Below are 17,805 nucleotides of genomic sequence, written 5' to 3'. Positions count from 1 at the left end.
AGTTGCTATGTCCGCCCTGTCCTCCGCGCTCGCCTACCGGCGTCTGCTCGAATCGAATGCCACCCTGCGCATGCTCCGGGCCGACAACCTCGCCGTCATGGCCGGAACCCTCGACGCCCACCTCGGCAGGCCCGGCACCAGGATGAACACCGAGGATCTGCACGAAAGCATCGATGCCGACCTCGAAGAGCTCCGCGATCACTTCGACCTCTCGCTGCGGACCGCGAAGGCCTACTGTGATGACTGGCGACGCGCGGAGATCCTCGTCCGCCGGCCCGCCACCGGGGCCAGAGGCGAGACCTACGAACTCTCCGCCGCCGGCTTCGACGCCATCCGCATGCTCGAACAGCTGCGCACACCTCCGCAGACCGCCACCGAATCCCGACTGGTCAGCCTCGCCCAGTCCGTGCGTCAGCTGGCCATCGACACCGACCCGGACAGCTCCCGCCGACTGGCTGCTCTCCGCGCCGAACGCGACCGCATCGATGCCGAGATCGCCCGAGTCCGCCGCGGCGACCCGCGATCGGTCGTCCTCGATCGCAGGCGCGCAAACGAACGCGTGGGCGACATCCTCCAACAGGCACAGGGCCTGCCCGCCGACTTCGCCCGCGTGCGCGCCCGCTTCGAAGAGCTCAACCAGGAGCTGCGGATCTCGATACTGGCCGCCGAGGACTCCCAATCACAAGTACTGGACGAGGTCTTCCGCGGCGTCGACCTCATCGAGTCCTCTGACGAGGGCCGCACGTTCTCGGCGTTCTCCGCGCTCGTCCGTGACCCCGAACAGTCCGCGGCCTTCGACGATGACATCGCGGCCATCCTCGACCGGGACTTCTCCGCCACGCTCTCCCTTGCCACTCGCCGTTCCCTGCGCACCTTGATGCGCCAGATGAAAGACGGCTCCCACGAGGTCTCGGACATCCTCACCGAATTCGCTCGGGGCCTGCGTCGTTATGTCCACTCCCACGAATTCCAACGCGACCGCGTCATGCGCACCCTTCTCCAGGAGGGCCTCGCCGCGGCCGCGCCCGTGTCGCAGGAGCTCAAGCCCTACGATGAGATCGGCATCGACCTCGAACTCTCAAGCGTGTCGCTGGGCAGCGTCGGCGAGGTCATCCTCCACGACCCCGAGGAGTTCGACGCCGGAGCGGAACTCGGTGAGGCCACTGACTCAGAGATCGACTTCGCCGAACTCATCGCCGTCGCTCGCGAATCCGAGATCGACTTCGCCGAACTCACCGAGAACATCAACTCCGTCGTTACTTCCACGCACGAGGCCTCCGTCGCCGAGGTGCTCGAAACCCACCCCGCGACCCAGGGCCTGGCCAGCGTCGTCGGCCTGTTGTCCCTGGCCAGCACCTATGGCCACGTCGATGTCGGCAACCGCGAAATCCTCACGTGGACCGGCGTCGACGGCATCGCCCGCACCGCCGCGATCCGCCGCCACTACTTCACCGAAGGCATCACCCTATGAGCCCCACCGACCACGACAACGACACAGCCCCCGCCGAGGTGGGAGCCGCCTCGGCGAGGGAATCCACCGATTCTGTCGCCGAGTCGACCGCGACATCCGCGGACGGCTTCGACCACAACCCCAGTGGACTGTGGTCCGGAGACACAGGAACGCTGGGAGAGCGCACCCGCCGAGTGCTGCTCGAACTGCTCAAGGGACCATACGTGTCCGGCACCCAGGCCCCGCAGCTGTGGGCCGCGCTCGTCGCCGACGAAGGCCTCGTCCGCTCACGCCTGCATGACCTGTTCCTCGACCTCGTCATCGACCGTGTCGACGAATTCGCGTTCACCCGTAAAATCGTCACCGACGAAATCGACGCCCCCGCCGCAGTGCGCAGCGAACGCCTGACCTTCCTCGACACGGCCATGCTGCTCGTGCTCCGACAGCTGCTGCTGGCCGCGCCGGGGGAGAAGCGCGTCATCGTCGACCGCGACGAGGTCTATGAGCGCCTCGCGATCTACCGCACCGGCGACGAATCGACGTTCCAACGCAACCTCAACGGTGCGTGGTCGCGGATGAGCAACCGGCTGCGGGTGCTCCACAAGGCTGGCGAGGACCGCTTCGAGATCTCCCCGATGGTGAAGTTCCTCATCGACGAGGATCGCGTGCGCGAGCTCATCGCCGTCTACGAACGCATCGCCGCAGGTGAGGCCGACGCCGGAGAGGAACCCGAAGTCGATGCCGGCGCCGAGGCGGGGGAGGAGTCCGATGACGGTTCCGTCGCCGCCACCGAAACCGATGCAGACACCGTCACCGAGGAGGACGACGCGTGACCGAGGCACTCTTCCCGCTCGACGCGGCCTTCGTCGCCGATCAGGCGCGCGCCCGCGGAGCAAACCGACCCGACGTCGGCAGCCAGTGGCGGCTGAGCGAGATCCAGATCGCGAACTGGGGCACCTTCGACTCGGACATCCACCGGATCCCCGTCTCCCACAAGGGCCACCTCATCACCGGTCCTTCCGGTTCCGGCAAATCATCGCTGCTCGACGGCATCGCCGCCGTCCTCACCCCGGACAAGTGGCTGCGCTTCAACGTCGCCGCTCAGACCGCGGGTGCTCGTCTCGATCAGCGCAGCCTCGTCAGCTACGTCCGCGGAGCCTGGACCCGGACCGCCGACTCCGACGAAGACCGCGTCGTCAGCAAATATCTACGCCCGCGCGCCACCTGGAGCGGAATCATCCTCCGCTACGACAACGGCAGCGACAGACCTCTGTCCTTAGCCCGGCTCTTCTTCATCAAGGGGTCGGCGACGAAGGCGACGGACCTCTCCGACGCCTGCATCCTCGAGCGTGCCGACCTCGACCTCTCCGACCTGCAGCACTATGCCCGGTCCGGCCTCGAGACCCGCAAACTCAAGGCCGACCATCCTGATGCCGTCATCACCTCGAACGGATCCCACGGGAAGTTCTATGCGCGGATGCGCAAGACCTTCGGCATGGCCGACGAGTCCGCCCTCCAGCTGCTGCACAAGACCCAGTCGGCGAAGAGCCTCGACAGCCTCGACCGGCTCTTCCGGGACCATATGCTCGAAACCCCGGTGACCTTCGACCTCGCTGACACCGCCGTCGCCCAGTTCGGTGACCTCAAGGACGCTCACGACCATGTCGTGCAGCTGCGCAAACAGCGCGACCACCTGCTCCAGCTGCGTGAAGCCGCCTCCCGCTTCGAGACCGCCAATGACATCGCCGCGAAGTCGATCGCCCTGAGCGAAGCCCTGCTGCCGTACCAGAAGCGGCGCGAGCTCGATATCCTGCGTGCCGACCTGTCGGCGCTGACGCGGCAGATCGTCGAACTCGAAGTCACCGCCGACCGCGTGAAACGCGACTTCGATGCCGCCGTCGACGAATACGACTTGGCCAGGCGAGCCACTCTCGAGCTCGGCGGTTCCGAGGCCGAACACCTGCAGCAGCGCATCGACACAGCCGAGACCGAACGCCGCGCCATCGCCGAACGCTGGGCGTCACTGGCCCGGCAACTCGAGCAGGCCGGGATCGAGCGCGCCCCGACCACCGCCGCCGAATTCGCCGAACTCCAGGCTCAGATCGCGTCCAGCCTCGACGACGACATGCAGGTCGCCGGGCCCAGCCACGCCGACCATGACCGGTTCTCCCAAGCGAGGGCCAAGGTGCGCGAACTCGAAGGCGAGATCGAATCGCTGCGCCGGTCCGGATCGACCGTACCGAACAACCTCCTGGCGATCCGCTCCGAACTCGCCGCCGGCACCGGTCTGAGCGAAAGGGCGCTGCCGTTCGCCGCCGAACTCATCGAAGTCGACCCCGACGAGGCCCGGTGGACCGGTGCGATCGAACGAGTGCTGCGCCCCATGGCGCTGACCGTCCTCGTCCGGGCGGAGAACCTCTCGGCAGTGCGCACCTGGGTCGACGCCCACCGCATCCGCGGCCGACTCGTCTTCGAGGAGATCCCGCACTCGGTGCCGAGCCCTCGGCCCGTCGGCAGTGAGAAGTCGCTGGTGACCAAGGTGCGTGTCTCCGACACCGGCTTCGGCGACTGGGTCCGGACCACCTTGTCCGAACGATTCGACTTCGCCTGCGTCGACTACCCCGACGAACTCGACGACCACCCGCGCGCCGTCACCGTCAAAGGACAGATCAAGACCTCACGCACCCGCTACGAAAAAGACGACCGGCGGGCCATCGACGATCGCAGCCAATGGGTCCTCGGCGACCGCGAAGCGAAACTCGAAGCCCTCGTCGAATCCCTCAAAGAGGCTCAGTCGGAACTGGCCGCCGCCGAACAGGTGGTCGCGGCCGCCGACGCCGAAACCGCACAGGCTCACCGCCGCCGCGGCATCCTCGCCGGCATTCGCGAACAGTCCTGGCGCGACGTCGACCGCGACGGCGCGGCCGAGAGAGTCACGACTCTCGAACGGCAGCTGGCCGAACTCGAAGACGCCGACGGCGATCTGCAGCAGGCGATCGGCGCCGAACGTGAGGCGAAAGCAGTCAAGGACTCGGCCGAGACCGCGAGGTCCGAAGCCGACTATGCCCTGCGCCGAGCGAACGAAGAATCGACGGGTCTGCGCTCGAACATCACCCGGATCGAAGACGACGTCAACTCCGGTCGGGTAGCGGTTGTGGAGGGCCACCTCGGCGAACAGCTCGACGAACGCTTCCGCAAGATCCAACGCAGCATCAAGAGGGAGAACCTCGCCGAGGTGGGCCAGCAGGTCTCGCAGGTGCTGCAGGAGGAGAAGGACCGGGCACAGGCCGAAGCAAGCCGGTCGGGGCAGTCAGTGACGCGGCTGGCCGCCGAGTTCAAGGCCGCATGGCCGTCGGTGTCGTCCCAGCTCACAGCCGAAGTCGATGATCGTCGGGCCTATCTGGCGATGCTCGATGAGATCGAAGCGCACGGCCTGCCCGATCATGAGAACCGTTTCCGGGATCTGCTGCAGCAGCGTTCCCGTGACCTCATCGGCGAACTCCTCAACGAGATCCACGCCGCCCCGCGCGAGATCGAGGATCGGGTCGCCCCGATCAATTCGTCCCTGCTGCGCTCGCAGTTCGACGAGGACCGGTACCTGCGGCTGAAAGTCAAGACCCGCCGCTCCGAGACCGTCAACGCCTTCATCGCCGATCTTCGACTCGTCGCCAGCGGCAGCTGGGGCGAGGACGATATGGAGACCGCGGAGAAGAAGTACGACACCCTCGCCGAGGTGATGCGCCGATTCGCCTCCAGCGAGCACGTCGACAAGGTGTGGAAGACCCAATGCCTGGACACCCGTCTGCACGTGAGCTTCCTCGCCGAGGAGATCGACGACCACGGGCGCGCACACGCCACCTACGATTCGGGCGCTGCGATGTCCGGTGGCCAGCAGCAGAAGCTCGTGATCTTCTGCTTGGCGGCAGCGCTGCGGTATCAGCTGGCGGACCCGGACGAGGCGATCTCGAAATACGGCACGATCATCCTCGACGAGGCCTTCGACAAAGCCGACACCCGCTACACCCGGATGGCTCTCGACATCTTCATCGAGTTCGGGTTCCACATGGTGCTCGCCACCCCGCAGAAGCTGCTGCAGACGATCGAACCCTACGTGGGAGCGGCGACCTCGATCGAGAATCCGAGCCGGCAGAAGACCCTGACCTCGACGATGGTGTGGGATGAGTCCGTGCGCGGGGAGGCTTCGGGAGCTGACTCGGGCTCGGAATCAGGTTCGGCTGATGGCGCGGGCGAGGAGTCGGTCGGCTCTGGCGGGACAGGTGGTTCCCCGGGGTCGGACAGTTCCGAGAGCGTCCGTGTGGACGGTGAAGTCGAGCTCGAGTTCGAGGAGTCGGACGCCCAATGACGATGCTCTCCGTCGCCGAGGCCCGAGCGAAGGCGCGCAAGCGCCTGACGTCGTCCATGGCCGCCTGGGCGGCGGAGCACGTCGAAGAAGTGCGGGTCGAGATCGCCCTCCACCCGCCGACGGAGAAGCAGGTGCTCACCGATCAGGCTGCCGCCGCGAATTGGGCGGCGAATTGGCGGGCGCTCGAAGGCAAGGCAGGGGATACCGCGGGATTCACCATTGATTGGGACGACCGCAACTGGACCCGCGTCGGCCGTCAGCAGGTCCCCGTCCGGCTGCGACTGACCACGCCCGCCGAGGTAGCCGCTTTCGTCGGCGGCGACACCGCCCGAGACTGGCGGATCCTACGCGACCGGGCTCAGCTGATCCGAGAACGTTTGGGACCCGCATCGAACGGCACCGAAGCGATCGGTGACGCAGATGCCGAGGCTGATGAGGACAAGACCTCCCTTGCCGCGGCGATCCGGTCGCAGGCGAAGCGGATCCTCTCGTTGTCCGCCCCCGTCTTCGCCACGGTCGTCGACGTCGTCGACTGGCTGGGCGCTCACCGACTCGGTTCGCTGCGACCGAGGCAGCTGCCGATCCGCGGCGTCGACTCGAAGTGGTTCGAGACCCACCGCAGCCTCGTCACTGCTCTGCTGACCGGGATCGGCCGCCCGGATGCGGTGACCGTCCTCGATGCCGAACCGCGACTGCGCATGCGCATCCTCGATCCGAGGCTCCTCGACGTCCCACTCGAGGACATCACCGCACCGATCTCCCAGCTCGGACGACTGCCCGTTTCACCGCGGCTGGTCTTCGTCTTCGAGAACCTCGAATCCGTGCTCGCCATGCCGGAATGGCCAGGCGCCGTGGCCGTGCACGGGTCCGGTTATGCCGTCGACGGGGTCGCTCGCCTGGACTGGGTCGCCGGAGCGCGCGTGATCTATTGGGGCGACCTCGACTCCCACGGATTCGCGATCCTCAACCGCCTGCGCAGCCACCTGCCGAAGGTCGAATCCGTGCTCATGGACGAAGCGACCCTGCTCGCCCATGCCGACCTGTGGGTGCCGGAACCGACACCGACGACGGGCGCCTTCAGCACCCTCACCGGCACCGAGGCGCGGGCCTTCGAACGGCTCCGCGCCGAAGGCAGCGTCAGGCTCGAACAGGAACGCATCCCGTGGGATACGGCACTGAACCGGTTGCGGACCGCGGCCGGGGCGGGGACGTCGGGCCGCCTCGGCGGGGGTGCCGATGTCGACGTCGTTTGCTCCCCTCTCGATCCGCACCGCCTCGGCGAGGTCACCGATGACGACCGATAAGCCGCGCGGAGGACTGGCGGCGCTGTGCGTGGCCGAACTCGTCTGCTGGGGACTGCTCTACTACTCGCTGCCGGTCGCGGTCACCCCGATCTCGGACGATACGGGCTGGAGCCACACGACGGTGACGGCGGCGCTGACCGTCGGGCTCATCGTCTCCGCACTGGTGGGACCGAGTGTCGGGCGTCTTCTCGACGCTCACGGACCGAAGCTGATCATGGGGACCGGAACGGTCATCGGGGTCGTCGCGCTCGCCCTCGTCGCGATCGCACCGAATCTTCCCGTGTTCTTCCTCGCCTGGGTCCTCGCCGGCTTCGCCCAAGCCGCGACCCTCTATCCGCCGGCGTTCGCCGTCGTCACCCGCTGGTACGGGTCCGAGAGGACGAAGCCGCTGACGACGATCACGCTCGTCGGCGGGCTCGCCTCGACGGTGTTCGCCCCGATCATCGCGTGGCTCATCGACGTCTGCGGGTGGCGCGGAACCTACTGGGTGCTCGCCGGTCTGCTCGTGGTCCTTGCCCTGCCGATGCATCTGTTCTTCCTCAACCGGACCTGGACGGACGAGGCAGCCGCGTCGCTGGTGAAGCCGAGCCGGGACGAACTGCGCCAGGTCACGCGGCACCCGCGCTTCATCACCCTGCAGATCGCCGTCGCGATCGCCACGTTCACCCTCTTCGCGGTGACGATCAACATCATCCCGCTCATCATCGAACGCGGTGCCGACTACAGCCTGGCCGCCATCGCGCTCGGGCTCGTCGGCTTTGGTCAGGTCGCGGGACGATTCGGCTATCCGAGCCTCGAGCGGCACACGTCGACGCGGGCGCGCACGGTCGTCCTCTTCGCCTCGGGAGCCGTCGGCCTGTGGCTGCTCGCCCTGATTCCCGGACCGATCTGGCTGCTCATCGGCATCGCCATGCTCGGCGGCGGAGTGCGCGGCTGCATGACTCTGCTGCAGGCCACGGCGGTCTCCGATCGGTGGGGGACGAGGAACTTCGGGGCCGTCAACGGGGTCTTCGTCGCCCCGATCACCGCCGGTACGGCCCTGGCACCGGTTGCCGGTCCCGCACTGGCCGGGGTACTCGGCGGGTACCCGATGATGGCGGTGGCCATGGCCGGGCTGCTCACCCTGGCGACAGCGCTGTCGGTGCGGACCTGAGGGGTGGAGCGGGTGCGTGAGGGGTCAGGAAGGTCGGGACAGCACCTTCAGCAGTCGTGAGTTGATGAAGAGGCGGTCTCTGCCGACTTTGACGGTCTCCAGCATTGACTGGGATACGAGCTCGTTCAGCCATTTGGAGGCAGTCGGCCGAGAGACTTCACTGCGTTCGATGACATCGACGATTCGGCAGTAAGGGCGTTCGAACAGCAGGTCGAGCACGTCGGAATTGGCGCCGACTGTCGTCTTCGCTCTCATCTCGGTTCGGAAATCTTCCTGCAGTGCTTGAATCTCGTCGATGAGACCGAGAATCAACTCTGCCGTTTGCCGCACTCCTTCGAGCATGAAGAGAATCCACTCCTCCCACGCCGAATTCTTCGTGACTTCGAGCAGCAGCCGATAGTACTCGTTCTTGTTTTCGATGATGTACCGGGAGAGGTAAAGGACCGGTTCTCGCAGAAGATCGGACTCGATGAGCATGAGGATGTTGAGTATTCGCCCAGTGCGTCCGTTCCCATCGGGGAACGGGTGGATTGCTTCGAAGTGATAATGAGCTGCCGCCATGACTACCAGGGGATCGAGCTCGTGCTCCCCGTGGACGAAACCTTCCCAATCGTCGAGTTTGTCGGCAATGACGACGGTGCCATCCGGTGGGGTGTACCGAACAGTGTGTGCGACGGGGTCCCCGATGAAAGTCCCCGGAAGGTCGCGGATCTGCATGTCTCGACCATTGACGCTCGAGCAGACCTGCGTGGCAGTAGTGGTCGATAGGGGCCGAGAATTCAGCGAAGCGATTCCTGTATACAGTGCGGTCCTGTAGCGGAGGGTTTCTCGGGTAGCAGGATTGGCATGGGTTCCCTCGACTGATGCGAGTTGAAAGAGTTCGTCTGTGGTCGTCACGATGTTCTCGATTTCTGAGCTTGCCTGTGCTTCGAGAAGTGTGACCGCATTGAGCAGAATCGACGGATTGGGCAGGCGATGCACCGCCTGGTCAAGAGCGGCCAACCCGGCTCGCGCCTCCGTCGTCGACTTGAGAACGTCCCTGGATTCGAGACTCGCAACGGGCGGTTTGCGCAGTTCGTTGTATGGCTCAGTCGGTGTCCACATGTGATAAGTCTATTGCCACGTTCACGAAACATGTAAAAAAATCGGCGAATTTTTTACATGTTTCGGAGATATGGAAAATTGCTTGACACATCTGCCGGGTTCTCCCGCGGACCTTCCGGCGGGCACCTCGGCGGAGGTTTCCGCACATGCGAACCCATCCGTCAGGGCCGCCTCGGCGAGGTTCTTCCCTGACCGATCAGGGAGATATTCCCGCATCGGAGGGTGAGGAATCGGACAGCGTCGGCCGGGGAACCCGGGATTAGACTGAAAGCGCGGTCACGGCCCCGAGCGCGGGGCAGCCCCTGCCGGGGTACGCACCAGCGCATCCCCGGCGTTCGTGTTTCAACGGAAGGAAGTCAATGCCCACCGTCGCCAGAAACATCGTCGATACCCTTGTCGCCAGCGGAGTCAAGCGCGTCTACGGCATCCCGGGAGATTCGCTCAACGGGTTCACCGATGCCCTCCGCGTCAACCCGCAGCTCGAATGGGTCCATGTCCGCCACGAGGAAGCCGCCTCCTTCGCCGCCAGCGGCGAGGCCGCACTGACCGGTGAGCTCGCGGTCTGCGCCGGCAGCTGCGGACCCGGCAACCTCCACCTCATCAACGGGCTCTTCGATGCCCAGCGTTCGCGGGTTCCCGTGCTGGCCATCGCCGCCCAGATCCCCAGTGACGAGATCGGCTCGAACTACTTCCAGGAGACCCACCCGACCGAGCTGTTCCGCGATTGCAGCGTCTACGTCGAAAACGTCTCCTCGGCCGAGCAGATGCCCCGCCTGCTGCGCATCGCCATGCGTGAGGCCGTCGAGAAGCGCGGTGTGGCAGTCCTCGTCATCCCCGGCGATATCGGCCTCGCCGACATCGATGCCGCCGCCGAGGTGGTCAAGGCCTACCCGTCGCACATGATCCCTGCAGCCTCCCAGGTCGAAGCCGCGGCCAAGGCGCTCAACAAGGGCAAGAAGACGACGATCCTCGCCGGTGCCGGCACCGAGGGCGCCCACGACGAGCTGCTCGCCATCGCCGAGAAGCTCCAGGCCCCGATCGTCCATACGATGCGCGGCAAGGAATTCGTCGAACCCGACAACCCCTACGACGTGGGCATGACCGGTCTGCTCGGATTCTCCTCCGGCTATGCCGCACTCAAGGACTGCGACACCCTGCTCATGCTCGGCACCGACCTGCCCTACCAGCAGTTCTACCCCGAGGACGCCACCGTCATCCAAGTCGATGTGCGCGGATCCCAGATCGGACGGCGCACGAAGGTCGACATTCCGCTCGTCGGAACGGTCGCCGACACCGTCGAAGCGCTGCTGCCGCAGATCAAAGCCAATCGCAGCAGCACTCATCTCAAGTCCCTGACCAAGCACTACCAGAAGACCCGGAAGGACCTCGACGAACTGGCCACTCCGTCGAAGCGGACGATCCACCCGCAGTACCTGACGCGCCTCCTCGACGAGATGGCCGATGACGACGCCGTCTTCATCCCCGACGTCGGCTCACCCGTGGTGTGGGCGGCCCGGTATCTGAGCATGAACGGCAAACGCCGCCTCATCGGATCCTTCAGCCACGGGTCGATGGCCAATGCCCTGTCCCAGAGCGTCGGCGTGCAATCGGCGTTCGACGACCGGCAGACCATCGCGCTCGCCGGCGACGGCGGACTGTCGATGCTGCTCGGTGAGCTCATCACGCTCACGCAGAACAAACTGCCGGTCAAGACTGTCGTGTACAACAACTCCTCGCTCAACTTCGTCGAGCTCGAGATGAAGGCGGCCGGTTTCGTCACCTTCGGAACGGACCTCGACAATCCCGACTTCTCGACCATCGCCGAGGCGGTCGGGATCAAGGGCTTCCGCGTCGAGAAGTCCAAGGACCTGCCGAAGGTCGTGCGCGAGTTCCTCGCCTACGACGGACCTGCTGTCCTCGACGTCGTCACCGAACGCCAGGAGCTGTCGATGCCGCCGTCGATCACCGCCGAGCAGGCCAAGGGCTTCGCGCTCTACGCGATCCGCACGGTGCTCTCGGGCAAGGGTGACGAACTCATCGACCTCGCGCGGACGAACATCCGCCAGCTCTTCTGACGAGCACGCGCCGAGAAACGGGTTGAGCGTCGAAACACGGGTGTTGACACCCGTTTCTCGACGCTCAGCCCGTTTCTCGATGAAGATGAGCGCAGCTCAGCCCTGCGTGTAGGGCGCCAGGGCCTGGGCGGTGACGAGGGCGGCGGTCATCGCCTCATGCCCCTTGTCCTCGACCGACCCCTCGAGTCCGGCGCGGTCGAGTCCCTGCTGTTCGGTGTCGCAGGTCAGCACGCCGAAGCCCACCGGCTTGCCGGAGTCGATGGCGACCCGGTTGAGGCCGTCGGTGGCGGCTTGGCAGACGTAGTCGAAGTGCGGGGTGCCGCCGCGGATGACCACACCGAGGGCGACTACCGCATCGAAGTGCGGTGCCAGGCGCGCGGCGGCGACGGGCAGTTCGAAGCTGCCGGGTACGCGGATGAGCGTGGCCTCGGCTCCGGCCTCGGCGGCGGCGCGCTGGGCTCCGTCGACGAGTCCGTCCATGATCTGGGTGTGCCAGGAAGCGGCAACGATGGCGACGCGCAGATCAGCGGCGTCGACGGTGAGTTCTGGTGCTCCGGAATGAGCCATGAGTGTGTCCTTTGTTCGAAGGCTCCGAAAAGCCTGGTTCGTGTTCTGAGTAAGGTCGGTCAGAGAGGCCGGGCCCGCTCGCATGCGGAGCCGGAAGCTCGCCGAGGCGGCCGACGCACCTGCAGGTCCGTCCGGTCCCAGCCTGGCCGGGTTTCAGCTGGCGACGGCCCCGGCGGCACCTGCACCGTTGCCCGCGCCCATGCCGACGGTATCCGCGCCGGTGCCGGCTGTGCCTGTGACCTCCGGCAGCGAGAGCACATGGTGCATGCGTTCGCGCTTCGTGGCCAGGTAGTGCGTGTTCTCCGGCCGCGCCGCGACCTCGAGCGGGACCACGGCTTCGACCGTGATGCCCAGCTCTTCGAGAGCCGAGGTCTTCGCCGGGTTGTTCGTGAGCAGGCGGATGCGAGTCAGTCCGAGCGAGCGCAGGATCGTCGCCGCGGCACGGTAGTCGCGAGCATCGTCGGTGAACCCGAGGTCCCGGTTCGCATCCACGGTGTCCCGTCCCTGATCCTGCAGAGCGTAGGCGCGCAGTTTGTTGCTCAGCCCGATTCCGCGGCCCTCGTGTCCGGTCAGGTAGAGAACCGCGCCGCCGTGTTCGGCGATGAGGCCGAGCGCCAGGTCGAGCTGCTCACCACAGTCGCATCGGTGTGAACCGAAGACGTCCCCGGTCAGGCACTCCGAATGCAGTCGCACGAGAGGCGCCGGACCCTCGACGTCGGAATCCGGCGATCCCGCGAACACGCCGAGGTGGTCGTGCCCTTTGATCGTGAACGCGCGGGCCCGCAGGCTGCCGTGCTCCGACGGCAGAGCCACCTCCGCGGTCGCCTCCACCGATCCGGTCCCACCGGGGGCACCGGCGATGTGCGCCGAGGCGGCCGCCTCGGCGCGGGAATCGTCCGCAGTCGACGACACGGCTGAGGTCGGCGACACAGCCGGGGCCGATGGAACTGCCGCCGCGGAGTCGCTCGACGCACTCTCGTCACCCCGCTCGAGGTAGGCGATGAGCTGTTCGATGGAGACCATGACGAGGTCGTGGGCGTCGGCGAAGTCGCGCACCGCGTCGAAGCGCATCATCGACCCATCGTCGTGGACCACCTCGGCGATCATCGCCACCGGCTGCGCCCCGGCCAGGCGTGCGAACTCGACCCCGGCCTCGGTGTGACCGGGACGTTCGCGGACCCCGCCGTTCTTCGCGATGAGCGGGAAGATGTGCCCGGGCCGCGAGATCGCCGCCGGATCCGGATCGGCGGCGGCGAGGACTCGACCGGTCTCGGCGCGTTCGGCGGCGCTGATGCCCGTGGTCACCCCGACTGCGTCGCAGCTGATCGTGTAGGCCGTGCCCTTCGGATCCTCGTTGTCGGTGACCATCGGCGGCAGACTCAGGGCGGCGGCCCGGTCGGCGGTCATGGGTGCGCAGATGACGCCTGAGGTGTGCCGGACGAAGAAGCCCATCGTCGCGGCATCGGCGAACTCGGCGGCCATGATGAGGTCGCCCTCGTTCTCCCGGTCCTCGTCATCGACGACGAGGACGGGCCGGCCGGCGGCGACGGCTGCGATGGCCGCATCGATGGGATCGAGGCGGCTGGCGTGAGCGATGGGATCAGTCATGATCGACTCCTTGCTGGGTGGTGGTGCGGAAGGACAGGAGGCGCGCGGTGTACTTCGCGAGGACATCGACCTCGATGTTCACGGCCGCGCCCACCGGCAGCTCGCCGAAGGTCGTGTGGGTCAGGGTGGCCGGAATGAGGCCGACCTCCACCCACGCCGAGGATGCGCTCGGTTCGGACACGGCCGTCAGCGTCAGGGAGACCCCGTTGAGAGCGATCGACCCCTTGACCGCGGTCAGCGGGGCGAGTTCGGCAGGGATCCCGATGCGCAGGGTCGACCAGTCGGGACGGTCGATGCGGTCGAGGAGTTCACCGCGTCCGTCGACGTGTCCTTGGACGACATGTCCGTCGAAGCGCCCCGAGGCGGGCGTGCAGCGTTCCAGGTTGACGCGGTCGCCCGTGCCCAGGGTTCCGAGTCCGGTCAGGCGCAGGGTCTCGCCCATGACCTCGGCGGTGAAGAGGCCGGGGCGCTGTTCGGCGGGCCGCCTCGTCGAGGTCAGGCAGACTCCGTTGACGGCCAGCGAGCCGCCGAGTTCGAGGTCGGCGACGAGGTGGCCGGCGTCGATGGTGATCGCGGCCGAATCGTTTGTGCGCTCGATGGTCTCGACGGTGCCGAGTCCTTCGATGATTCCGGTGAACATGTGACTCCAGATTCCTAAGTGTTGGTCGGTGATGGCTGGGGGTCTGCGGCGGCTACGTGCCTGATCCGAGGGTGCCGGGTTCGGTCGGTTCCGGATCAGCCGTTGCGAAGTGCAGCAGGAAGTCCGGGCCGAGCCGCGAGACCGTCGGGGTCTCCGTATCGTCGGGAACCAGTCGCAGTGCATCGGACAGGGTGCCGATGTCCAAGCCGTCGACACTGCTGCGGCCGGGGCCGATGAGCAGCGGAGCCTGATAGCAGAAGACCTCGTCGACGACCCCGGCGGCGAAGAACGCGCCCAGCACCGTCGGCCCGCCTTCGACGAGAAGGTGGCGGACTCCGTCGGCGTGCAGTTGGTCCAGGGCGTCCCGGACATCATGGGTGCGCAGATGCAGCGTGTTCGGGTTGAGGGCGAGAAACGAGGTGACCGGCAGCTCGGAGGTGCCGAGCACGACGGGCCGCGGCTGATCGTCGAGCGCGATTCCGTCATGACCGCGGGCGTTGAGACGCGGATCGTCGGCGACGGCGGTGCCGGTGCCGACGAGGATGGCGTCGACTCGGGATCGGACTTCGTGAGCGTGTGCGCGAGACTCCGCCGAGGTGATCCATTGGCTGGTTCCGTCGGCGGCGGCGACGGCCCCGTCGAGGCTCTGTGCGATCTTCACTGTGACGAAGGGGCGGGCCTCGGTCGTCGACCGAACCCAGCGGGCATTGAGAGCGCGGGAGTCGGCTTCGTGCAGTCCCGAACGGACCGTCAGCCCCGCCTCGGCGAGGGTCTTTCCACCGCCCGCGGCCAGGGGGTTCGGGTCGGGGGAGGCGAAGACGACGGAGGGGATTTGAGCGTTGATGATCGCCTCGGTGCAGGGGTCGGTCCGGCCGTGGTGGGCGCAGGGCTCGAGCGTGACGAACAGCGTCGAGGTGGTCAGATCGATGTCGAGATCGTGGGCGGTGGTGATCGCGTCCACCTCGGCGTGGGGCGTTCCGGCACCTCCGTGGTGACCGGTGACGATCTGGCCGTCGGCTGTCAGGATTGCCGCGCCCACCAGCGGATTCGCTCCGCGAACTCCTTCGCGGGCCGCATTGAGAGCGGCGGCCATCGCCGCGGATTCGAGGTCCGTGAATTCCGCGGCCTCGTCTGGCTGCGTGCCCATGAAAAAACCTCCCGAGCCTTCGCCGGGAGGGAGGATATTGCGGGTGCAACCATCAGGGCGTCTCAGTCGCGTGCGACGGTGCGGTCGAATGCACCGAACACAGCGGCCGAGGCCACCATGCTCCTCCCATCCAGACTCTGACTGTCGGTTTCGGAATTTCACCGAATCAACCGCCTGCACGAATGCGAGCGGGTCGCGGACTGTGACCGCCGGTACGGAATTTCACCGTCCCCGGAACATGTGAGGCCAGGTTAGCACGACCGTCACCGAGGCGGCCGTGAGGTCCGTCACATGGTGACATTCGGGTGGGGCTGATTTGCCGAAATGCATAACCTGGGTATATAAATAAGTTATGGATGATGTGGATTCGGCCGAACTCGTATCTCGGCTCGTTGTCGTCTCGTCGCGCCTGACCAGAGCGTTTCGACGAGTGATCGGCAACGAGAACTCACTGGCGGCGCTGCGTGCGCTCGCCGTCGTCGAGCAGTATCAACCTGTCCGCGTCGGTCATTTTGCGCAAGGGTATCTCAGTTCTCAGCCCGCGGCGACGAAGCTCCTCGCCAAACTCGAGGAAGCCGGGCTCGTCGTGCGCGAGCCCAGCCCCACGGATGGTCGCGCTTCGCAGTTCTCGCTCACCGATGCCGGTCGGGCGCGGCTGGCGGAGAACCGGGCGATCATGATCGAGCAGATGCAGCCGTACTTCGAGTCGCTGAGCGTCGAGGAGCGGCAGAGCGTCGATCGTGCGCTGGGACTGGTATCGGACTTTCTCAAGGACCGCCACCCGGTCGACGGCGTCGACGAGCAGATCGAGCAGATCGAGGGCCCGGATTCGGACTCGGACGCGGGCTAGCCGCCGAACACATCGCAGTTTTTCAACCACGCTTCCGGAACTGATTTCGAAGCGGACGCACCACAGGAAAGGGGACGCGACCAGCAGATGAGAGCGTCAGCAGACAACGAAACAACAGGGGACGAAACGCCCGGCGATCCCGGGGCGGGAACGTCGATCCTTCGCCAGCCACGTGCCGTGTGGGCGGTCGCGTTCGCCGCGGTCATCGCCTTCATGGGCATCGGCTTGGTCGATCCGATCCTGCCGGCCATCTCGGCCGAGCTCGACGCCAGCCCCGCCCAATCGATGCTGCTGTTCACCAGCTACCTGTTCATCACCGGCGGAATGATGTTCTTCACGAGCTTCCTGTCTTCCCGCATCGGCGCGAAGACCACGCTGCTCATCGGTCTCGTGCTCATCGTCGCGTTCGCGGCTCTGGCCGGATTCTCCGGTTCCGTCGACCAGATCATCGGCTTCCGTGCCGGTTGGGGTCTGGGCAACGCACTGTTCATCTCCACGGCGCTGTCGACGATCGTCGGCGCCGCGTCCGGCGGTGCGGAGAAAGCGATCATCCTCTACGAGGCGGCTCTCGGCGTCGGCATCGCCACCGGCCCGCTGCTCGGCGGACTCCTCGGGGGCATCTCCTGGCGCGGACCGTTCTTCGGCACCGCAGTCCTCATGGCCATCGGCTTCATCGCGATCATCGTGCTGCTGCCGGGCGGCACGAGCTCGACCGGGGCTTCGGCGGAGCCGATCAGGCTCAGCGCCACGTTCCGAGCGCTCGCTCGTCCGGGGGTGGCCATCCTCGGCGTCTCCGCTCTGCTGTACAACTTCGGCTTCTTCATTCTGCTGGCCTACAGTCCGTTCCCCGTCGAGGCGGCCGCCGCGAAGCTGGGCATGGAGGACTTCGGTGCCATGGGCCTCGGCTACGTCTTCTTCGGTTGGGGCATCTGCGTGGCGATCACCTCGGTGTTCGGCGCTCCCGTGCTGACCAAGCGGATGGGGCGCCGTCGCAGCCTCATCGTCACTCTCGTCGCGCTCGCCGTGCTGCTGGGTGTCATGTCCTTTCTCGTCGAATCGCTGGTCGGGATCGTCGTCTGCATCATCGTGGCCGGCATGCTTCTGGGTGTGCTCAACACGGTGTTCACCGAATCGGCGATGGAGGTCAGCGACCTGCCTCGTCCGGTCGCCTCGGGCACCTATTCGGGTGTGCGTTTCATCGGCGGTGCCGTGGCGCCGATCGTCGCCGGTGCGGTATCGGAATCCATCAGTGCGGGATCTCCGTACCTCTTCGGTGCCGGGGCCGTGCTGCTGTCGGTCGTCGTCATCTCGCTCGGGTGGAAGGCACTGCGTCGCGTCGATGGGCATATCGATGAGACGCCGGTCGACGAGGCCTATGCACTTACCGGCGGCGACGCCTGAGGTGGCAGCGAATCGCTGATGACGGCGCCCGAGGAGGCAATCCTCGGGCGCCGTTTCCGTGTCCGGACCATGACAAATGGGTGAATCATGAGCTGTGTTGCAGATCTGAAACCGGTTCGACACATGATCGATGGAAAGCCTGG

The 17,805-nt window shown here is 66.3% G+C and carries 13 protein-coding genes, 1 pseudogene and 1 riboswitch; of the genes and pseudogenes, 8 read left to right on the top strand and 6 right to left on the bottom strand.

Annotated elements, in window-relative coordinates:
- The first annotated feature begins 7 nt into the window (after positions 1–7).
- The 5 genes from HF684_RS16770 to HF684_RS16750 are packed head-to-tail and all read left to right on the top strand — an operon-like array spanning position 8 to position 8,270.
- A complete protein-coding gene (locus HF684_RS16770; protein ID WP_169253397.1) occupies positions 8–1,471 on the top strand; it encodes a DUF3375 domain-containing protein in 1,464 nt (487 codons plus the stop codon).
- Positions 1,468–2,283, top strand: a complete 816-nt coding sequence (locus tag HF684_RS16765) for a DUF4194 domain-containing protein (protein ID WP_169253396.1) — start codon at positions 1,468–1,470, stop codon at positions 2,281–2,283. The genes HF684_RS16770 and HF684_RS16765 overlap by 4 nt, the downstream gene beginning before the upstream one ends.
- Positions 2,280–5,813: an ATP-binding protein gene (locus HF684_RS16760; RefSeq protein ID WP_169253395.1), complete on the top strand. Its 3,534-nt coding sequence runs from the start codon at positions 2,280–2,282 to the stop codon at positions 5,811–5,813. The genes HF684_RS16765 and HF684_RS16760 overlap by 4 nt, the downstream gene beginning before the upstream one ends.
- The gene (locus HF684_RS16755) at positions 5,810–7,117 is read left to right on the top strand and encodes a Wadjet anti-phage system protein JetD domain-containing protein (protein ID WP_169253394.1); all 1,308 of its coding nucleotides are present in this window, start codon (positions 5,810–5,812) and stop codon (positions 7,115–7,117) included. The genes HF684_RS16760 and HF684_RS16755 overlap by 4 nt, the downstream gene beginning before the upstream one ends.
- The gene (locus tag HF684_RS16750) at positions 7,104–8,270 is read left to right on the top strand and encodes an MFS transporter (protein WP_169253393.1); all 1,167 of its coding nucleotides are present in this window, start codon (positions 7,104–7,106) and stop codon (positions 8,268–8,270) included. Before HF684_RS16755 ends, HF684_RS16750 begins: the two co-directional genes overlap by 14 nt.
- Before the next feature lie 24 nt (positions 8,271–8,294).
- Here HF684_RS16750 and HF684_RS18860 read toward each other — a convergent pair whose 3' ends face one another.
- On the bottom strand, positions 8,295–8,987 hold the full coding sequence (locus tag HF684_RS18860) for a Fic family protein (RefSeq protein WP_248279227.1): 693 nt from the start codon (positions 8,985–8,987) through the stop codon (positions 8,295–8,297).
- A gap of 84 nt (positions 8,988–9,071) precedes the next feature.
- Positions 9,072–9,374, bottom strand: a pseudogene (locus HF684_RS18855) (Fic/DOC family N-terminal domain-containing protein); the annotation flags it as partial.
- 359 nt (positions 9,375–9,733) lie between these two features.
- Here HF684_RS18855 and poxB point away from each other — a divergent pair.
- Complete coding sequence (gene poxB / locus HF684_RS16740; protein WP_169253391.1) at positions 9,734–11,449, top strand: ubiquinone-dependent pyruvate dehydrogenase; 1,716 nt, start codon at positions 9,734–9,736, stop codon at positions 11,447–11,449.
- Positions 11,450–11,545: 96 nt separating this feature from the next.
- On the opposite strand, the gene ribH is transcribed toward poxB, so the two are convergent.
- The 4 genes from ribH to ribD form a co-directional block, all read right to left on the bottom strand.
- Positions 11,546–12,016 (bottom strand): 6,7-dimethyl-8-ribityllumazine synthase, encoded by a 471-nt coding sequence (gene ribH / locus HF684_RS16735; RefSeq protein WP_101555311.1) that lies wholly within the window; start codon positions 12,014–12,016, stop codon positions 11,546–11,548.
- A gap of 153 nt (positions 12,017–12,169) precedes the next feature.
- Positions 12,170–13,624: a GTP cyclohydrolase II gene (gene ribA, locus HF684_RS16730; RefSeq protein WP_169253390.1), complete on the bottom strand. Its 1,455-nt coding sequence runs from the start codon at positions 13,622–13,624 to the stop codon at positions 12,170–12,172.
- Entirely contained in the window at positions 13,617–14,264 is a 648-nt protein-coding gene (locus HF684_RS16725; RefSeq protein WP_169253389.1) for a riboflavin synthase, read from the bottom strand. Before HF684_RS16725 ends, ribA begins: the two co-directional genes overlap by 8 nt.
- A gap of 52 nt (positions 14,265–14,316) precedes the next feature.
- Entirely contained in the window at positions 14,317–15,411 is a 1,095-nt protein-coding gene (gene ribD, locus HF684_RS16720; protein ID WP_248279007.1) for a bifunctional diaminohydroxyphosphoribosylaminopyrimidine deaminase/5-amino-6-(5-phosphoribosylamino)uracil reductase RibD, read from the bottom strand.
- A 114-nt stretch (positions 15,412–15,525) separates the two neighbouring features.
- Positions 15,526–15,654, bottom strand: a riboswitch (FMN riboswitch).
- 109 nt (positions 15,655–15,763) lie between these two features.
- Between ribD and HF684_RS16715 the strand changes: the two genes are divergently transcribed.
- Together HF684_RS16715 and HF684_RS16710 are read left to right on the top strand one after the other, a co-directional pair.
- Positions 15,764–16,261, top strand: a complete 498-nt coding sequence (locus HF684_RS16715; protein ID WP_169253388.1) for a MarR family transcriptional regulator — start codon at positions 15,764–15,766, stop codon at positions 16,259–16,261.
- Positions 16,262–16,348: 87 nt separating this feature from the next.
- Positions 16,349–17,662 (top strand): MFS transporter, encoded by a 1,314-nt coding sequence (locus HF684_RS16710; RefSeq protein ID WP_169253387.1) that lies wholly within the window; start codon positions 16,349–16,351, stop codon positions 17,660–17,662.
- The last annotated feature ends 143 nt before the right edge of the window (positions 17,663–17,805 follow it).

It is taken from the genome of Brevibacterium sp. 'Marine' (assembly GCF_012844365.1).
Lineage (GTDB): Bacteria > Actinomycetota > Actinomycetes > Actinomycetales > Brevibacteriaceae > Brevibacterium.
This window is presented reverse-complemented; position numbering and strand designations above follow the sequence as displayed.

Bases quoted from the DNA above. Each gene is read 5' to 3' on its own strand.
- HF684_RS16770 (WP_169253397.1), top strand. From the start codon at position 8: ATGTCCGCCCTGTCCTCCGCGCTCGCCTACCGGCGTCTGCTCGAATCG.
- HF684_RS16765 (WP_169253396.1), top strand. From the start codon at position 1,468: ATGAGCCCCACCGACCACGACAACGACACAGCCCCCGCCGAGGTGGGA.
- HF684_RS16755 (WP_169253394.1), top strand. From the start codon at position 5,810: ATGACGATGCTCTCCGTCGCCGAGGCCCGAGCGAAGGCGCGCAAGCGC.
- HF684_RS16750 (WP_169253393.1), top strand. From the start codon at position 7,104: ATGACGACCGATAAGCCGCGCGGAGGACTGGCGGCGCTGTGCGTGGCC.
- HF684_RS18860 (WP_248279227.1), bottom strand. From the start codon at position 8,987: ATGCAGATCCGCGACCTTCCGGGGACTTTCATCGGGGACCCCGTCGCA.
- poxB (WP_169253391.1), top strand. From the start codon at position 9,734: ATGCCCACCGTCGCCAGAAACATCGTCGATACCCTTGTCGCCAGCGGA.
- ribH (WP_101555311.1), bottom strand. From the start codon at position 12,016: ATGGCTCATTCCGGAGCACCAGAACTCACCGTCGACGCCGCTGATCTG.
- ribA (WP_169253390.1), bottom strand. From the start codon at position 13,624: ATGACTGATCCCATCGCTCACGCCAGCCGCCTCGATCCCATCGATGCG.
- HF684_RS16725 (WP_169253389.1), bottom strand. From the start codon at position 14,264: ATGTTCACCGGAATCATCGAAGGACTCGGCACCGTCGAGACCATCGAG.
- ribD (WP_248279007.1), bottom strand. From the start codon at position 15,411: ATGGGCACGCAGCCAGACGAGGCCGCGGAATTCACGGACCTCGAATCC.
- HF684_RS16715 (WP_169253388.1), top strand. From the start codon at position 15,764: ATGGATGATGTGGATTCGGCCGAACTCGTATCTCGGCTCGTTGTCGTC.
- HF684_RS16710 (WP_169253387.1), top strand. From the start codon at position 16,349: ATGAGAGCGTCAGCAGACAACGAAACAACAGGGGACGAAACGCCCGGC.